Source organism: Leisingera sp. MMG026, assembly GCF_021654205.1.
Taxonomy (GTDB): Bacteria; Pseudomonadota; Alphaproteobacteria; order Rhodobacterales; family Rhodobacteraceae; genus Leisingera.
Genome location: NZ_JAKFZM010000008.1, coordinates 61653 through 79445, shown reverse-complemented (window position 1 = coordinate 79445; position 17793 = coordinate 61653). Strand labels below are relative to the sequence as shown.

Annotated in this window: 17 protein-coding genes; 8 read left to right on the top strand and 9 right to left on the bottom strand. The window is 61.9% G+C overall.

The genetic code is table 11. The features are described 5' to 3' along the window. Positions 1-5: 5 nt before the first annotated feature. The 3 genes from L1069_RS06220 to L1069_RS06210 all read left to right on the top strand — a co-directional run bounded on the left by L1069_RS06220 (position 6) and on the right by L1069_RS06210 (position 2155). Positions 6-698: a nitroreductase family protein gene (locus L1069_RS06220; RefSeq protein WP_237455074.1), complete on the top strand. Its 693-nt coding sequence runs from the start codon at positions 6-8 to the stop codon at positions 696-698. An 88-nt stretch (positions 699-786) separates the two neighbouring features. Beyond that, entirely contained in the window at positions 787-1623 is an 837-nt protein-coding gene (locus tag L1069_RS06215; RefSeq protein WP_237455073.1) for a hypothetical protein, read from the top strand. Positions 1624-1708: 85 nt separating this feature from the next. After that, on the top strand, positions 1709-2155 hold the full coding sequence (locus L1069_RS06210) for a hypothetical protein (RefSeq protein WP_237455072.1): 447 nt from the start codon (positions 1709-1711) through the stop codon (positions 2153-2155). On the opposite strand, the gene L1069_RS06205 is transcribed toward L1069_RS06210, so the two are convergent. Beyond that, positions 2152-2892 (bottom strand): YebC/PmpR family DNA-binding transcriptional regulator, encoded by a 741-nt coding sequence (locus tag L1069_RS06205; RefSeq protein ID WP_129370395.1) that lies wholly within the window; start codon positions 2890-2892, stop codon positions 2152-2154. The genes L1069_RS06210 and L1069_RS06205 overlap by 4 nt on opposite strands. A 122-nt stretch (positions 2893-3014) precedes the next feature. Between L1069_RS06205 and L1069_RS06200 the strand changes: the two genes are divergently transcribed. Further along, positions 3015-4790, top strand: coding sequence for an SLC13 family permease (locus L1069_RS06200; protein WP_237455071.1), 1776 nt, complete (start codon positions 3015-3017; stop codon positions 4788-4790). Between the two features lie 286 nt (positions 4791-5076). Here the strand turns inward: L1069_RS06200 and L1069_RS06195 are convergent, their stop codons facing one another. The 4 genes from L1069_RS06195 to mgtE all read right to left on the bottom strand — a co-directional run bounded on the left by L1069_RS06195 (position 5077) and on the right by mgtE (position 9956). Then, entirely contained in the window at positions 5077-6855 is a 1779-nt protein-coding gene (locus tag L1069_RS06195) for an SLC13 family permease (RefSeq protein WP_237455070.1), read from the bottom strand. A gap of 213 nt (positions 6856-7068) precedes the next feature. After that, complete coding sequence (locus L1069_RS06190; protein WP_129370392.1) at positions 7069-7881, bottom strand: TIGR00282 family metallophosphoesterase; 813 nt, start codon at positions 7879-7881, stop codon at positions 7069-7071. A gap of 113 nt (positions 7882-7994) precedes the next feature. Then, positions 7995-8558, bottom strand: coding sequence for a 5-formyltetrahydrofolate cyclo-ligase (locus tag L1069_RS06185; RefSeq protein WP_237455069.1), 564 nt, complete (start codon positions 8556-8558; stop codon positions 7995-7997). A 9-nt stretch (positions 8559-8567) separates the two neighbouring features. After that, entirely contained in the window at positions 8568-9956 is a 1389-nt protein-coding gene (gene mgtE / locus L1069_RS06180) for a magnesium transporter (protein ID WP_129370390.1), read from the bottom strand. 144 nt (positions 9957-10100) lie between these two features. Between mgtE and guaD the strand changes: the two genes are divergently transcribed. After that, positions 10101-11399 carry a guanine deaminase gene (gene guaD, locus L1069_RS06175; RefSeq protein WP_237455068.1) on the top strand — a complete coding sequence of 433 codons (1299 nt, stop codon included), beginning with the start codon at positions 10101-10103 and terminating at the stop codon, positions 11397-11399. 22 nt (positions 11400-11421) lie between these two features. Here guaD and L1069_RS06170 read toward each other — a convergent pair whose 3' ends face one another. The 3 genes from L1069_RS06170 to L1069_RS06160 form a co-directional block, all read right to left on the bottom strand. Next, positions 11422-12762: an 8-oxoguanine deaminase gene (locus L1069_RS06170; protein WP_237455067.1), complete on the bottom strand. Its 1341-nt coding sequence runs from the start codon at positions 12760-12762 to the stop codon at positions 11422-11424. 118 nt (positions 12763-12880) lie between these two features. Continuing rightward, complete coding sequence (gene hisN / locus L1069_RS06165; RefSeq protein ID WP_275423050.1) at positions 12881-13672, bottom strand: histidinol-phosphatase; 792 nt, start codon at positions 13670-13672, stop codon at positions 12881-12883. 97 nt (positions 13673-13769) lie between these two features. Next, the gene (locus L1069_RS06160) at positions 13770-14141 is read right to left on the bottom strand and encodes a helix-turn-helix transcriptional regulator (protein ID WP_129370386.1); all 372 of its coding nucleotides are present in this window, start codon (positions 14139-14141) and stop codon (positions 13770-13772) included. 352 nt (positions 14142-14493) lie between these two features. On the opposite strand from L1069_RS06160, the gene L1069_RS06155 reads away from it, so the two are divergent. Continuing rightward, a complete protein-coding gene (locus L1069_RS06155) occupies positions 14494-15462 on the top strand; it encodes an NADPH:quinone oxidoreductase family protein (RefSeq protein ID WP_237455065.1) in 969 nt (322 codons plus the stop codon). Positions 15463-15517: 55 nt separating this feature from the next. On the opposite strand, the gene L1069_RS06150 is transcribed toward L1069_RS06155, so the two are convergent. Beyond that, complete coding sequence (locus tag L1069_RS06150) at positions 15518-16399, bottom strand: LysR family transcriptional regulator (RefSeq protein WP_237455064.1); 882 nt, start codon at positions 16397-16399, stop codon at positions 15518-15520. A gap of 125 nt (positions 16400-16524) precedes the next feature. On the opposite strand from L1069_RS06150, the gene L1069_RS06145 reads away from it, so the two are divergent. Beyond that, positions 16525-16746, top strand: coding sequence for a DUF1127 domain-containing protein (locus L1069_RS06145; RefSeq protein WP_129370383.1), 222 nt, complete (start codon positions 16525-16527; stop codon positions 16744-16746). A 198-nt stretch (positions 16747-16944) separates the two neighbouring features. Continuing rightward, entirely contained in the window at positions 16945-17721 is a 777-nt protein-coding gene (locus tag L1069_RS06140; RefSeq protein WP_237455063.1) for a Bax inhibitor-1/YccA family protein, read from the top strand. Positions 17722-17793: the final 72 nt, after the last annotated feature.

The following is a 17793-nucleotide window of genomic DNA, read 5'->3' as shown; positions in this document are numbered from 1 at the left end:
CGCCGATGTTTTCAAAAGACGCTCTCAGCTATGATCCCCTGCCCTTGCCGGACCGAGCCGAGTACTCCGACGCTGAAATGCAGGAAAAAGCAGCAGAGTTTCTGGCCCATATGCGGCGGCGGCATTCGGTGCGGGACTTTACCGGCCAGCCGGTGCCGCGGCAGGTGATCGAGACCTGTATCCGTGCAGCCGGCACGGCACCCTCGGGGGCCAACCATCAGCCCTGGTTCTTTGCTGCGATTTCCAATCCGGAGCTGAAGGCGCAGATCCGCGCCGAGGCTGAAGAAGAGGAAAAAAAGTTCTATGCGGGCGGTGCGGGCGATGAATGGATCACGGCGCTGGAGCCGATCGGCACCGATGCGGACAAGCCGCATCTGACCACCGCGCCCTGGCTGATTGTGGTTTTCGCCCAGCGCTGGGGCGCTTTTGAGGACGGCAGCCGCTACAAAAACTATTACGTGCCGGAAAGCGTGAATATTGCCACCGGCGTATTACTGACAGCTTTGCATACGGCGGGCCTGTGCACTCTTACCCACACGCCGAACCCGATGAAGTTCCTGAATGGCGCCCTGGGCCGCCCGGCATCGGAAAAACCGACGATGATCATTGCCGTGGGCCATCCGGCAGAGAACGCGATGGTGCCCTCCGTTGCCAAGCTGAAAAAACCGCTCGAGGAGATTGCAGCATTTGTAGAATAGCCCTCACCGCCGGCAGCCGGAAAATTCGAATTTTCCGGCCAATTTTCTTGCAAGAAAATTGTGCCGCCTGCGGCGGGCGGTGCGGCTGATGCCGGCGCCAGCCTCCTTGCGCCGCAGCCTCGGCCTGCAGGTGCTGCTGCCGCGCGCAGGGGTTGTACTCATCTGGCTGGTGCTGAACCAATGGGTCAGCCTGCCGGTACCGCTGGTCTTTGCTTTGATGGCGGCGGACGGGCTGTTTCTGCTGTGGCAGGCCCGCATCTTTCTGCACAGTGCCGATGCGCATGTACGCAGCACCGGTGCGATGGCGCCAGTCTGGGGCGGTTATCTGGTGCTGCTGTTTGCGGGTTTTGCGGCGGTCACCCTGTGGTGGGACGCCCAGTTGATTGCCCGGACAAAGGAGGAACCCGTCTATGCCGAACAGCGGCGGCAAGCGCGCGAAGCGCTTTACAAGCTGACAGTTTCCAATGACGGCCGCGCACTGATCTTTGCAGGTGAAATCACCTTTGGCCTGACACGGCGGATTGAGCAGATGATCCTCCAGCACCCCGGGCTGCAGCGAATTACCCTGACCAGTCCCGGCGGTCTGATTGCCGAAGCCCGTGGCGCCGCCAGACTGATCCGCGAACAGGGGTTTTCCACCCGTGCAGAGGGTCTGTGTGCTTCGGCCTGCACATTGATGTTCGCAGCCGGGCTCCGGCGCAGCCTTGGCGGGGACGGGCAGCTTGGCTTTCACAGCTATGCTTTGCAGTTCGAAAGCGGTCTGCCGCAGATAAACCTGGAAAAAGAGCAGGAAAAGGACCGCGCCTTTCTGTTGCAGCAAGGGGTGAGCGCCGAGTTTGCCAACAGGGTCTTTGCCATCCCCCACCGGGAGATATGGATACCGGATGCCACGGCCCTGCGAATTGGCGGTGTCGTAACCGATTGACCGGCCAGCCGCCGTGCAACCGGTTTCTCTTGCCGCCTCTACCATCCCCCCTAGCGTTTCAGGCATCAGCCGGGGGACGTTTTGCATGGAGCATAATCTACTTGCTGCGGGCCTGGGGCTGGCAGCATCGCCTGCCACTGCCGGGCTGGACTATCCGGCTGTTTCGGAACGGTGTTTCAATTTCGAGGGCGGCGGGCCGTATCTCTATGGCCGCGAGGAAGAAACCGGCGAGGATTACTGCTATGTGATCGACTATGTGAATCACTTAGAGCTGATACCGATGTATCTGCCGCGCGGAAATGTTCTGAAGTACAGCAAGCTGGACCGATCCCGGCGCGGCGGCAGGGAGGGGCGCTGCCCCCTCGGCCTTGCGGCCTCACCCCCGGGGTATTTCCGACCAGAAAGAAGCAGCAGCCCGGAGCCATACGGGTGGCCCGATACAGGTGGCCCGATAAAGGTGGCCTGTGCGCCAAAACAAAAGCCCGCCGGAGGCGCGGCGGGCTTTCATCGTTGCGCGGCTGCAGCAATTTAGAGCTGCGCCATGACCTCGTCAGACGCTTCGAAGTTGGTGGTGACACGCTGCACGTCGTCGTCGTCCTCCAGCGCATCGACCAGCTTCATCAGCTTTTGCATGCCTTCGAGATCCAGCTCGGTGGTGGTGCCCGGCTTCCAGACCAGCTTAGTGCTCTCGGACTCGCCCAGTTCCGCTTCCAGTGCGTTTGACACGTCATTGAGGTCGGTATCGGCGCAGTAGATGATATGGCCGTCCTCCGAGCTTTCGACATCTTCGGCGCCGGCTTCGATTGCTGCCATCATCACGGTGTCGGCATCACCAACAGAGGCCGGATAGGTGACTTCACCCTTGCGTTCGAACATGAAGCCGACCGAACCGGTCTCGCCCAGGTTGCCGCCGTTCTTGGAAAAGGTCGAACGCACGTTGGAGGCTGTGCGGTTCTTGTTGTCGGTCATGGCCTCGACGATGACGGCCACGCCATTGGGGCCGTACCCTTCGTAGCGGATTTCGTCATAGTTTTCAGCGTCGCCGCCCACGGCCTTCTTGATCGCGCGGTCGATCACGTCCTTGGGGACGGACTGGCTTTTGGCTTCCTTGACCGCCAGGCGCAGACGCGGGTTCTTGTCGGGATCAGGGTCGCCCATTTTGGCGGCCACGGTGATCTCCTTGGCCAGCTTGGAAAACAGTTTCGACCGCGCCGCGTCCTGACGGCCTTTGCGGTGCTGAATGTTTGCCCATTTTGAATGGCCTGCCATGGTGCATCCTTGCTGCTGAATATCTGAATTGGCGCCCATATAGCCCGTGCCGGCACCGGGTTTCAAGCACCCTGCCCCAGCTTGGCCCTTGCTCCGCGGGGTTTCGGGGTTAAGCTGGCCCGATGACATATGATCAAGCTGTTTTATTTGCGTTATTTGCTGCCGTTTTTGCCCTGCTGTTATGGGGGCGTTACCGCTATGATCTGGTGGCCTTTGCGGCGCTGATGGCGGGGGTGGTGCTGGGGGTGGTTCCTGCTGGCGATGCCTTTGGCGGGTTCGGCCATCCGGCAACGCTGGTGGTGGCGCTGGTGCTGATTGTGTCCGCAGGGCTGGTGCGGTCAGGCGCGGTGTTTCTGATCACCCGCACATTGGTGGACAGTGCGCGCGGGTTGGGCGGTCATATCGCTCTGATGGGCGGGGTCGGTGCGGTGCTGTCAGCCTTCATGAACAATGTTGCGGCGCTGGCGCTGCTGATGCCGGTGGACATCCAGACTGCACGCAAGTCAGGCCGGGCGCCGGGGTTGAGCCTGATGCCCCTGTCCTTTGCCACTATTCTGGGCGGCATGGCGACCCTTATCGGCACGCCGCCCAACATCATCATTGCCGCGATCCGGGAGGAGCGGCTGGGAGAGCCGTTCCGGATGTTCGATTTTGCCCCGGTGGGTGGCGTCGCGGCGCTGGCGGGGCTTACCTTTGTGGCGCTGATCGGCTGGCGGCTGATCCCCGCGCGGGAGAATGCAGCGGGAGCGTCCGAGGCGCAGTTGGCGCCCTATATTGCTGAGCTGACTGTGGGCGAAGGGTCAGAGCTGACCGGCAAGCGGCTGGGCGAATTGGACGAAGAGGCCGAAAAGGCGGATGTAGCGATCATCGGGTTGATCCGGGACGGCAAGCGCCGCTATGGCCGCGCCAGCGCTGCGACGCTGCGGGACGGGGATACGCTGGTGATCGAGGCTGAACCGGAGGCACTTGATGAGTTCCGCAGTGCCTTGAAACTGGATTTTGCCGACGCCGCCCGGCAGGAAAAGCTGACCGCTGCAGGCGACGGGCTGGAGCTGGTTGAGGTCGTAGTGCCGGAAGCGGCCCGTGTGCGCGGGCGCAGTGCCCAGTCGATCGGACTGGCCTGGCGGCAAAGCGCGGTGCTGCTGGGGATTTCCCGTCAAGGCCGGCGGATCACCAAACATATCCGGCAGGCAGAGATCGAGGCAGGCGACATTCTGCTGCTGCTTTGCCCGCGCGGGCGCAGTGCCGATGTGACCGACTGGCTGGGCTGCCTGCCGCTGGCGCAGCGCGGGCTGGCGGTAACGGCAAATGACAAAACCTGGGCCGCCATCGGCCTGTTTGCCACAGCGGTTTTGGCGGCCTCGGCCGGGCTGATCTACCTGCCGGTGGCCCTGGGACTGGTGGCGATCGGTTATGTTCTTTTTAAGATCCTGCCGGTGGCGGAGATCTATGATCATGTGGAATGGCCGGTTGTGGTGCTGCTGGGGTCGATGATCCCGTTGGGGGCGGCGCTGGACAGTTCAGGCGGCACCGCACTGATTGCCAATGCGCTGACAGGCCTGACCGAAGGCTTGCCCGCCTGGGCGGTGCTCACAGTGCTGATGGTGGTGACCATGACCCTGTCGGATGTGCTGAACAATACCGCCACAGCCATTGTCGCGGCACCTGTGGGCATTCAGATGGCGGAGTCCCTAAGGGTATCCCCGGATCCGTTCCTGATGGCGGTGGCGGTTGCCGCCTCGGCGGCGTTCCTGACGCCGATCGGACATAAGAACAACACGCTTGTGCTGGGTCCTGGCGGTTACCGCTTTGGCGATTATTGGCGGATGGGATTGCCGCTGGAGGTTCTGGTCATTGCCGTTTCTATTCCGGCAATCCTGGTGTTTTGGCCATTGTAGCGGGGTCTAAAACTTTTGAGGAAAAGTTTTGCCAAAATCCTTTCACAAGGATTTTGCGGCCTGCGCGGAGACTTTTGAAGGCTGTGGGTGCCGGTCTGCCCAGGCCTGCGACATCAGCACGATGGCTGTTGATCCACCCAGGACCGCGATCAGGAACAGTTTTCTGAAATCCACTTTGCCACCCCTTGAAGTACTCTCTGTTTCATATGGGCCCGGCTTTAACAATTTCACGTAAACAAATGCTGGCGAAGCGGAAAACCGCCATCACCATGGGCATCCGGTGATGTCAGAGCGGCCAGAAAAACGGAATAATCAAGGACGCAACCATGCCGACGGTCAGGTTCAGCGGGATGCCGACACGCAGGAAATCGGTGAACTTGTAACCGCCAGGACCGTAAACCAGCGTGTTGGTCTGATATCCGATCGGGGTGGCAAAGGAGGCCGAGGCGGCGACCATCACGGCCACCACCAAGGGGCGCGGATCCACCCCCATGGCCTGAGCCAGGCCAATGGCAATCGGGGTGACGACTACAGCCACTGCGTTGTTTGAGACCAGCTCGGTCAAGACAGAGGTCAGCAGATAGACCGCCCAGACCAGCAGGAACGGCGGCAGCATCGACAAGCCGGGGGCAATGGCGTTGACGATCAGGGCAACCGCACCAGAGCTTTCCAGCGCGGCGCCGATGGCCAGCATCGAAAAAATCAACGCCAGGAGCCGCCCGTCCACAAAGGAGAACGCCTCGTCCGCGTCGATGCAGCGGGTCACGAACACCAGCGACACCATCAGCAGGGACAGCATCAGGATAGGTGCCACGCCGAAGGCGGCCAGCAGAACGATCCCGAGCAGTGCAACAACGGCAATCGGCGCGTGGCTGCGGCGGTAGGCGCGCTGGGTCGGCTGCGAGACATCGGCCAGATCCATATCGGAGGCCAGACGCTGGATATCGGCGGGCGCCCCCTCCAGCAGCAGGGTGTCGCCGATCCGCACCACGAGGTCATCCAGCTGCACGCCGATGTTCTGGTTCCGGCGGTGCACCGCCAGGGTATAGACGCCGTAGCGGCGGCGCAGGCGCATGGCGCCAAGGCTGCGGCCCACCATGCGGCATCCGGGCGTGATCAGCACCTCCACGGTTTCGGTCTCGACGGCGGAAACCTGATCCACCCGCTTGAGCTCTTTGTTGGTTTGCAGGCTCAACAGCTCGGTCATCCGGGTGCGCAGCACCACCCTGTCGCCGACCTGCAGCTCCACACCCATGAGGTTGCGGCGCAAAGAATCATCGCCGCGGATCACGTCGATCAGCCGCACGCCAGGGCGTTTGAACAGCTGCACGCCGGTGACTTCGCGGCCGATCAGGTTGCTTTCGGGCGGGATCACCGCTTCGGTGAAGAACTTCATCTTGGATTTGTCGCTCAGCAGCATGGCCATGCTGTCACGGTCCGGCAGCAGCCGCGGTGCGACAAAGCGCAGGTAGATCATGCCATAGATGACCAGGATCACGCCCAGCGGCGTGACCTCAAAAATAGTGAAAGGCTGCAGGCCCTGCGCCCGCGCAACACCATCCACCAGCAGGTTGGTCGAGGTTCCGATCAGTGTCAGCGTGCCGCCCAGGATCGCCGCATAGCTGAGCGGGATCAGCATCTTGGAGGCGGAAACCTTCAGGGTGCGGGAGATCTGGATGAACACTGGGATCATCACCACCACCACCGGCGTGTTTGACACCACGGCAGAGGCCGCAACCACAAAGGCCATCAGCAAGGCAACCGCAAGCTTGGGGCTCACCTCAGCCTGCTTTTTGGCGATTTGAGTGAAGGCATCCAGCGCACCGGTCCGCACCAAGGCACCCATGATGATGAACATCGCCGCAATGGTCCAAGGCGCCGGGTTGGACAGCACCGGCAACGCCTGATTGTAGGGCAAAACGCCGGTGGCCAGCATTGCTGCAACGCCGGTCAGCGCCACAACTTCGGTGGGATAGGTTTCGCGCAGAAAAGCCACGAACATGGCCAGAACAATGGCTATCGCCAGGACCGCGCTGCCGGAATCACCTAGTTGGAAAAACTGCATATACCGTGACGATGCCTTATTGTTTCAGACGGGTTTAGCGCGCTGCTGCACGCTCCGCCATCGCGCAGTTTCCCTGAAACCCTTGGCCTGAGCAAGAATTTCCGCGCCCGCCCCGCTGCGTAGGCCTGAATTCGGGAATTTATGCGCAAAATCGCGGCTGCACCGGCAATTCATCCCGCCACAAGCTGCACCGCGGGGCGGAAAGGCATTCCGTCAGGGGGCGGCCTCCTGCAGCAGGCCGCCGTTGCGCACCATGCGAATCTGCTTGGCAGCACCTGTGCGGTCGTCGGTCTCGACAAACACGCCGGACAGGGTGGCCGCGCCGTTTGCAGGGGTAAAGCGCGCCTTGGGCATTCCGGTCAGGAAGCGGCGCATCGGCTCGGCCTTGTCCATGCCGATGACCGAATTGTAATCACCGCACATGCCGGCATCGGTCAGATAGCCGGTGCCTTCGGACAGGATCTGCGCGTCAGCCGTTGGAACATGGGTATGGGTCCCGACCACCAGCGAGGCACGCCCGTTGCAGAAATGGCCCATCGCCATCTTCTCGGAGGTGGCTTCGCAATGCACATCCACAATGATGGCCTGTGCCAGCCCGCCCCGGGGGTGCGATTTCAGCACCGCCTCAACCGCGCCGAAGGGATCATCGAAAGCGCGTTTCATGAACACTTGGCCCAGCACCTGCACCACCAGCACCTTGCGCCCGCCCGGGGCCTGGAACAGCCGGAAGCCGCGGCCCGGTGCGCCTTTGGCAAAGTTCAGCGGCCGGATAATGCGCTGTTCCTTCTCAATGAACTGCAGCATGTCCTTTTGATCAAAGGCATGGTCGCCCAGGGTCAGGCAATCAACGCCGGCCTCCAGCAGCAGTTTGGCGTGCTCGCCGCTCAGCCCCATGCCGTTGGAGGCGTTTTCGCCGTTCACCACAACAAAATCGAGCCGCCAGTCCTGGCGCAGCCGCCGTAGATTTTCGGTAATGGCACTGCGCCCCGCGCGGCCCATCACATCGCCTAGAAACAGAATTCGCATGCGGGCGTGGTACGCGGATGCGGACGGCAGAACAAGGCCTGCGGCAGGCGCGCAAAACTTTTCTGAAAAGTTTTGCCAAGATTTTTCGAAAAATCTTGGTCGCGCGGCCAGCGTCAGCGGCTGAATTGCAGGATCCGGCTTTCGGTAATCAGCATGTCCAGCGGTTGATCGGTGGGTTCCAGCGGCAGGTCTTCGGCCTCTTGCGCGTCAAAGGCAAAGCCGATCGCCAGCGTCGCCCGCTTGCCGCGCAGCAATTCCAGCGTGCGGTCATAAAAGCCGCCGCCGTAACCCAGCCGTCCGCCCTTGGCATCAAAGGCAACCAGCGGCACCACGAGGATCTCAGGCTCGAAAAAGTCATCTGCCTCGGGAACCATGGCGCCAAAAGGGCCGTCGCGCAGCGGGCCTTCGGGCTGCCAGCGGCTGAATTTAAGCGGCTGGCCCGCCCCCATGATAACCGGAACGCCAACAGGCCCGTGCGCTGCCGCTTCGGCCATTGCTGGCACCGGGTCGATCTCGGTGCGGATCGGCAGAAATCCCGACAACGGCACACCGCGGTAACCGGCCAGCACCTCGGACAGATGGCCTGCGGCACCTGGAGTATTGCGGGCATGCGCCAGCTTGCGGCGGGCAAAGGCGGCCTTGCGGGCGGCGGCCTTGATTTCAGTCAGATCCGTCATCGCGGTCTCCTACAGCAAAACAGTTGCGGCAAGCCCGAGGAAGGCAAAGAACCCGACCACATCGGTCACCGTGGTCACAAAAGCGCCTGAGGCCAGCGCCGGGTCAATACCGGCTTTCTCCAATAGAACCGGGATCACCGTGCCCGCCAGCCCCGCCACGACCAGATTGATCACCATAGCGACGGCAATCACGACACCCAGCATCGGCGAGCCGAACCAAGCGAGGCCCACCAGACCCATCACAATGGCAAAGATCACCCCGTTGACCAGCCCCACCAGCACTTCGCGGCGGATCACCCGCCAGACGTTGGAGCCGGTAAGGTCGCGGGTGGCAATCGCGCGCACGGCAACCGTCAGCGACTGGGTGCCGGCATTACCGCCCATCGAGGCGACAATCGGCATCAGCACCGCAAGGGCCACGAACTGCGAAATGGTTGCTTCAAACTGCGCAATCACCAGCGAGGCCAATATCGCCGTGACCAGATTCACAGCGAGCCAGGGGAACCGGCGTTTGGTGGTTTCAATCACCCGGTCAGCCAGCGAGCTTTCCTCGCCCACACCGGCCAGACGCAGGATGTCTTCTTCGTGTTCCTCGTCCTGCACGATCATCGCATCGTCGATGGTGATCACACCGACCAGACGCCCCTCAGCGTCGGTCACGGGCGCCGAAATCAGGTGGTACTGGTTGAAGGCATAAGCCACGTCTTCCTCGTCCTGATCGGCGGGGATCACCTGAAAGGTGTCCTCGACCAGTTCGGTCAGCGGTACTTGGCGTTTGGTGGCCATGATCCGGCCAAGGGTGACATTGCCAATCGGATGCAGTCGCGGATCAACCAGGACCACGTGATAGAACTGCTCTGGCAAATCATCCGAGTTGCGCATGAAATCAATGGCCTGACCGACATTCCAATGCTCAGGCGCCATCACCACTTCGCGCTGCATCAAGCGGCCGGCCGAGTTTTCCGGATAGCTCAGAGATTGCTCAACCGCGACCCGGTCGGCATCTTCAAGCGCCTCAAGAATGGCTTCCTGCTGCGGCACCTCAAGGTCTTCGAGAAGGTCGACGACATCGTCGCTTTCCATCTCCCGGACCGCGTCGGCCAGAACCAGCGGGTTCAGCGTCTCGATGACTTCTTCGCGGATCGACTCGTCCAGTTCGGACAGGATCTCGCCGTCGAACTCACGGTCGTAAAGCCGGATCAGCCGCGCCCGGTCGCTGGCATCGATCTGTTCCAGAAGGTCGGCGATGTCGGCTGCGTGCAGGTCTTCGAGCAGATCCGTCAGCGCCTGCTGATCGCCCTGCTCCACCGCACCCAGAATCCGGGCAACCAATTTACGGTCCAGGTCATAGGAGTCGTCCTGAGACAGATCGCCGGTGATGTTGTCGCCGCTGCTCATGTGTTGCCCCCGGGTATTTTATTAGTGTCTGCCTGCAAAGTAGAAGAAGCGGCTACCGGAAAACAATGACATCGGCATAATTTACCGGAGCTGATGCGGCGGGTATCCTGCCAAGAGCCATTTTGCAAGGAAAGGGTTGGAAGAATGGGCACCGATTACATCCTGAAAGGGCACGTACTGTCTTTTGCCGGCTCTCCCTTTGCCGCGGACCGGCCCGAAGACGCGGCCCGTCTGCTGGATGCGGTGGCGGTGCAAAACGGCAAGGTCGCGGGTGCCGGGCCGCTGGCAGAAATGCAGGCGCTGCTGCCAAAGGCGGAAGCCGTGGATCACAGCGGCAAGCTGATCATGGCAGGCTTTGTTGACGCCCATGTGCATTATCCGCAGACCGCGATTATCGCCAGCTGGGGCAAGCGGCTGATCGACTGGCTGAACAGCTATACCTTCCCGGAGGAGATGCGGTTCGGCGACCGCGTCTATGCAGACGGAATTGCCAACAGGTATCTGGACCTGACTGCCGCACATGGCACCACCACGGTCTGCAGCTATTGCACAATTCATCCCGAAAGCGTGGATGCGTTTTTCACGGCCGCGCAATCGCGAGGGCAGCGGGTGGTTGCGGGCAAGACCTGCATGGACCGCAACGCGCCGGAGGAACTGCGGGATACCGCGCAGTCGGCTTATGACGATTCAGACGCATTGATCGGGCGCTGGCACGGTGTGGACCGGCTGGAATATGCAATTTCCCCGCGGTTTTCGCCCACCTCCACCCCTGTGCAGCTGGAGGCAATGGGTGCACTGTGGGGCAAGCACCCGGAATGCCTGATGCAAACGCATCTGAGCGAGCAGACTGATGAAATCGAATGGGTCAGGTCGTTGTTTCCGCAAGCCCGCGATTATCTGGACACCTATGAGGAGTTCGGACTGCTGGGCGCCAGGGGCCTTTACGGTCATGCGATTCATCTGGAGGAGCGTGAACGGCACCGGTTGCGGGACTTTGGCGCGGCGCTGATCCACTGCCCGACGTCGAATACCTTTATCGGCTCCGGGCTGTTCGACATGGCCGGGCTGATGGCCGAGGGCCAGCGGATCGGGCTTGCCACTGACACCGGCGGCGGGTCCAGCTTTTCGATGCTACGCACCATGGCGGCGGCCTATGAGATCGGCCAGCTGCGCGGCACGCCGCTGCATGCAGCACAGCTGTTGTGGCTGGCGACCCAAGGATCCGCCACGGCGCTGCGGATGGAGGCAAAGATCGGCAATATCGCCCCCGGCATGGAGGCGGATCTGGTGGTGCTGGATCTGGCCTCGGCCCCCGCCATCGCGCAGCGGTCCGCGCGGGCGGAGGATATCTGGGAGGCGGTGTTCCCCACCATCATGATGGGCGACGACCGCGCCATTACCGAGGTCTGGATTGGCGGGCGACCGGTTGAGCAGAGGCGCTGATGCGCCTCAGCCTTGAGTATTTTCAGAAAGGTGAAGCCAGCGCCCGCGCCAGTTTCCCGTGGCGTTCGATCAGCTGCGGCAGGTCGAGCGTTGTGATCTCGCCGCTGCGGATGATCTGCTTGCCTTCGACAAACAGGTGTTTCACCTGGGTCGGACCGGCCAGCAGCAGGGCTGCGGCATCCCAGCTGCCGCTGGAGGCAATGCCTGTGGTGTCCCAGATCGCGATATCGGCGCGCTTGCCCGGTGCCAAGCGGCCGCAATCCGGGCGGCCCAGCACATCGGCGCCGCCGCGGGTGGCGATCTCCAGCGTTTCATAAGCGCTCATCGCGTCGGCGCCATTGGCAACCCGCTGCAGCAGCATGGCCTGCCGCGCCTCTGACGCCAGGCCGGCCATGTCGTTGCTGGCGGAGCCGTCCACGCCCAACCCCACAGGAACCCCGGCGTCCCGCATTGCGCGCACAGGGGCAATGCCGCTGCCCAGGCGGCAGTTAGAACAGGGGCAATGGGCAACCCCGGTGCGGGTTCTGGCAAAAAGGTCAATCTCTTTCACGTCGAGCTTCACGCAATGGGCATGCCAGACATCATCGCCGGTCCAGCCAAGCTCTTCGGCATACTGGCCGGGGCGGCAGCCGAATTTGGCCTCCGAATAGGCGATGTCTTCGTCGTTTTCGGCCAGATGGGTGTGCAGCATCACGCCTTTGTCACGGGCCAGCAGTGCGGCATCGCGCATCAGCTCGCGGCTGACCGAAAACGGCGAGCATGGCGCCAGGCCGACGCGGCACATGGACCCTTCGCCTGCATCGTGGAAGCCATCAACAATCCGGATCATGTCGTCGAGAATGGCCTGCTCTTTCTCGACCAGGCTGTCAGGCGGCAATCCGCCGTCGCTTTCGCCGATGCTCATCGCGCCGCGGGTCGGGTGAAAGCGCAGGCCCACATCGCGGGCGGCATGGATAGTGTCCTCCAGCCGCGAGCCATTGGGGTATAGGTACAGGTGGTCGGAACTGAGCGTGCAGCCTGACAGCGCCAGCTCCGCCAGGCCCAGCTGGGCAGAGACGAACATCTCGTCCGGGGTGAACTGCGCCCAGATGGGATAGAGCCGCTGCAGCCAGCCGAACAGCAGCGCATCCTGGGCGCCCGGCACCGCGCGGGTCAGGTTCTGGTAGAGATGGTGATGGGTGTTGACCAGCCCGGGAGTGACGACGCATCCGCGGCCGGAGACAATATCTCCGCTGGTTTGCAGCCCCTGCCCCACGGCGGCAATCTTACCGCCGCGGATCAGCACATCAGCGCCGTGCAGCACACGGCGTTCATCATCCATCGTCAGGATGGTATCGGCATTTTGTATCAGGAACTCTGTCATTTACACACACTCCAAAAGACAGCCCGCTTCAGAGGAATGTGTGATTGACCGGTGGAAAACGGGCGAAGAACCGGCCTGCCGGGAAAACTACAAGCCGGGGGCGCCAATTTCAACCCGTTTACGCCTGTTGCAGCAGTTCCAGCGCAGCCGCGTGAATATCCGCGTTGGCCGCGGCCAGGGCACGGCCGCCGTTGTGAGCCGGGTTGCCCTGCCAGTCGGTGACAATTCCGCCCGCCGCCTGGATCAGCGCAATCGGCGCCTGAATGTCATAAGCGTTGAGACCGGCCTCGATCACCAGATCCACTTGTCCTGCCGCCACCAGCGCATAGGCATAACAGTCGGTGCCATAGCGGGTCAGCTTGGAGCGGGCCGAGACCCGTTCGAACGCAGCGCGGTCTTGCGGTGTGCCGACCTCCGGGAATGTGGTGAACAGGATGGCGTCTTCCAGCGCCGCAGTGGCTCGGGTCTGCAAAGGTCTTTTGCCTAACGGGCCGGTCATGGAAGCAATATCCGGCCCGCCGCAGAAACGCTCGCCGGTATAGGGCTGGTCGATTACCCCCAGGAACGGGCCGTTTTCATTCGACAGCGCAATCAGCACGCCCCAGGTTGGCGTACCGCTGATGAAACCGCGGGTTCCGTCAATCGGGTCCAGCACCCAGGTGCGGCCCGAAGTCCCCGGCTTGGTGCCGAACTCTTCGCCCAGAATTCCGTCATCGGGGCGCAACTCCGCCAGCACTGCCCGCATCGCCTGCTCGGCAGCGCGGTCCGCAACCGTGACCGGATCGAACCCGCCGTCGAGTTTGTTCTCAGCGGTCAGCGAAGATGTGCGGAAATGCGGCAGGATGGCGGCGCGGGCTGCGTCTGCCATCCTGTGTGCAACGTCAAGATCGGGAAAAGCGGCCTGTGTCATACCAATACGGGTGCCACTCACCCGGCACTATTGCAAGCGCAAACCCTGGCATCGCAGGTTTTGCGCTTGTTATTACCCTTCATTCGCCGTCAGGATTTCAGGCGACGTCGCTCAGCACGCGTGCCAGCTCAAACAGGCGGCGGCGCTGGTTTTCCGGGATTGCATAGTAGGAGCGCACCAGATCAAGAGCTTCCTTGTCGCCCATCAGGTCTTCCGGAACGGAGGCTTTATCCGACGAGGATTTGCCTTCTTCCTGCAGACCTTCGAAGAAGAAGCTCACCGGCACCTCAAGGGCGTCGGAAATATCCCAGAGCCGCGAGGCGCTGACCCGATTGGCACCGGTCTCGTATTTCTGAATTTGCTGAAATTTAATGCCGACCTGCTCGGCGAGTTGCTGCTGTGTCATGCCGATCAGCCACCGGCGGTGGCGGATGCGCTTTCCCACATGCACGTCAACTGGATGAGCCATGCGTTTCTCCTAAGTCCAAAAATCCGGCTGCAACCCGGACCGCTGCGTTCCTATAACCTGTTCTGGCGGCTTCAATTCTTTGCCGGAACACGGTTCCCCATCAGAGCGATCAAAGCTCAACCTCTGAGCAAAAGTGTACAACCCTTGCGATTGATTGCAAGGCTGCCGTCGCCCCGTGCGCGGACCGCACGTTCAAGCGCATGATTTCATGTATCATTTTTCTAAAGGTTTTGTTGCCAAGCGGCTGCCGATCACGTACCTCCCCAGAAATAGCGAGGTGCGGCCAGGCGCAGCACCCCGCCAGTGTAAGGTGGCGAATCACACAGATTCCCGCGGAAGCTGAGGAAAAAACATGCAGGCTTTTCAAGTTCCGGCCTTTGACCGTCCGGCGTCGCTGACGGAAACAGACGTCCCGCCACCGGGCCCTGGCCAAGCTGCCGTTGCGCTGCGGGCCTGTGGTTTGAACTTTGCCGACCTGCTGATGATGAAGGGCAGCTATCAGGACACGCCCGAGCCTCCCTTTACCCTTGGACTGGAAGCGGCAGGCGTGGTGACGGAACTGGGTGAAGGCACAAAAGGGTTTGCTCCTGGCGACCGGGTTGCGCTGTTCGGCGGTTCCGGCGGGCTGGCTGAAGCCGGGGTTTTTGACGCAGCCCAACTGATCCGGATCCCGGATGCGATGAGTTTCGAGCACGCCGCAGCGATGCAGATCGCCTATGGCACCAGCCACATGGCACTGGATCATTGCGCCCGCCTGCAGCCGGGCGAGACACTGCTGGTAACAGGCGCCGCCGGCGGCGTCGGGCTGACGGCTGTTGAAATCGGCAAGCTGATGGGAGCGACGGTGATTGCCCAGGCCCGCGGGCAGGAGAAGCTGGAGGTTGCTGCCGCTGCCGGTGCGGATCACCTGGTCGATGCCGGTGAAGACCTGCGCAGCACTGTGAAAGCACTGGGCGGGGCCGATGTGGTTTATGACGCTGTGGGCGGCGATGTTTGGAAAGCCGCTTTCCGCGCAGCCAATCCCGGCGCTCGGCTGCTGCCGGTGGGATTTGCCGGCGGCGAGGTGCCGCAAATTCCGGCCAACCATCTGCTGGTGAAGAACCTGACAGTGATCGGTTTCTATCTGGGCGGCTACATGAAATTCCGGCCCGAAGCGGTGCGCCGGTCCTTTGAGACGCTGTTTACCTGGCACGGCGAAGGCCGCATTAAGCCGCATATCAGCCACACCCTGCCGCTGGACCGCGCGGCCGAGGGGCTGGAGCTGCTGCGCAGCCGCAAGTCCACCGGCAAGGTGGTGATCACCATGGGCCGCAACCGCTGACCAGACAAGGGAGGGAGCCGCGCTTCCCCCCGCCCGGTGCCGGAGCATCAGCGCGTCAACTGGCAGCGCGCAGCGGCGCCGACCACAGCCCTTGAAATGCCTGGCGGATAAATTCGGCCAGCTCCTCGACATAGGGTGCGCGCACGCGCTCGGCCCCATAGAGGTTGATGTGCTGCATGGGAAGGTCCGGCAGGCCGCAACCTTGTTCGACAAGCTCTTGATAACCCGGCTGGGTGCCCTCCAGCAGCACACCAATCGCCAGATCGGCGCTGACCGTTGCCTCGACGGTGCGGTCGGAATCGCTGTCGAGCGCCATCTCCCATTCGATACCCGCCTTATCCAGCGCCGCGGTGGCCACGGGGCGGAAACTGCAGTTGCGGCAGAAGCCGAGCCGCAGCGGACGCTGCCGCCAGACCGATCCGTCGGGCGCGCCGACCCAGCGCAACGGCATGCTGTGGATCGTCTCACCGCCCTCGCCTGATCCGTTTTCCGTGGTTAGGATCAGGTCGAAGGCACCGCGCGAGAATTCGGTCTTCAAGTCGCGGGTGTTGGAAGTGCAGAGGTTCACATTCACCCGCGGGTAGCTGAGATTGAACCGCTTCAGCACTTGCGGAATGACCGGATGCACCACGTCATGCGGCACCCCCAGCAGCACCTCGCCCTCAAAGGCCTGGTCTGTCAGCCTGCCGATCACCTCGTCATTCAGCGCCACCATCCTGCGGGCATAGCCAAGCATCTGCTCGCCTTCCGCTGTCAGCGCAATGGTGCGCCCGGAGCGGTCCAGAAGGCTTAACCCCAAAAGCTCCTCCAGCCGCTTCATCTGCATGGAGACCGCCGATTGAGTGAGATGCAGAAAACCGGCAGCCCGGGTCACGCCGCCATTGTCCACCACCGCCACAAAAGAGCGGAGCGTGGTAATATCGAGATTTCTTATCATCACAGCACCTGATGCATTGTATCAAAAACATTCGTTTTTAAAATGTGCCACAAGACGCCATATTCATCAACACAATTGATCACCCAAAAGGGACGCATCACAAACGTAACTGAAGGATCCGCGCCATGACCCCTGCAACCTCCTCCCGCTGCACACCCCGCCCTGCCGCAAAGCCGCAGCTTTCGCTGGCTGCCCGCCTGCGTTTGCACCTGAAGGTCTGGACGCAGCGCCGCCAGCTGGCCAAGCTGGACACCCGCGCATTGGACGACATCGGCGTGACCCGCGCAGAAGCAGACGCCGAGGCCCGGCGCGGATTCTGGAGCGCGCCGGATCACTGGTCCCGCTGAGGCCACTGCAGCCCGATTTGACGCCCGCATTTGAGATGGGCCGCCAGCCGGCGGCCCGTTTCCTCGTTTTTCATGTATTTATTGCCCTGAAATACTTGAACCGGAACGCTGTTCCCCCGATATTTAGCGGGAATGCTGCCGGCCGCGGCCCGGCTCGTGCGCCGGCAGCAAGGGAGTAATTTACGGAGACCACCCAAGATGGCACAATTCGACACCATCCGGTCTGCCGCCGGCGCCCGCGCCGCGCAGATTGATGAGGGCCTGCGCGCCCATATGAACAAGGTCTACGGCACCATGGCCGCAGGCACGTTCATCACTTTCCTTGCAGCCTGGGCCATTTCCGGCCTGGCCGTCACTGCGGACCCGGCCAATGCCGTGGCGCAGCTGAGCGCGGATAAATATCTGACCAATATCGGCCATGCGCTTTATGCTTCGCCGCTGAAATGGGTCGTCATGTTTGCCCCGCTGGCCTTTGTCTTTGGCATCGGCGCTGCCGCAAACCGCATGTCCGCGGCCGGCGTCCAGCTGCTGTTTTATGTCTTCGCCACCGTGATGGGCCTGTCGATCAGCTCGATCTTCCTGGTGTTCACCGGCGAGAGCATCGTGCAGGTGTTCCTGATCACTTCCGTCGCTTTTGCAGGCCTGTCGCTGGTCGGTTACACCACCAAGAAAGACCTGTCCGGCATGGGCGCCTTCCTGATCATGGGTCTGATCGGCCTGATCGTGGCCTCGATCGTCAATATTTTCCTGGCGTCGTCGGCGATGGCCTTTGCAATCTCGGTGATCGGCGTGCTGATCTTTGCGGGCCTCACCGCCTATGACACCCAGCGGATCAAGAACGACTACCTGCAGATGGCCCATTCGGGCGACCAGGAATGGCTGGCAAAATCCGCCATCATGGGCGCACTCAGCCTTTATCTGGACTTCATCAACATGTTCATGATGGTGCTCCAGCTGCTTGGAAACCGCGAATAAGCGTACAACACATTCCAAAGTCAGCGAGGGGCGGATCACAACGATCCGCCCCTTTTCGTTTCAACAACAATA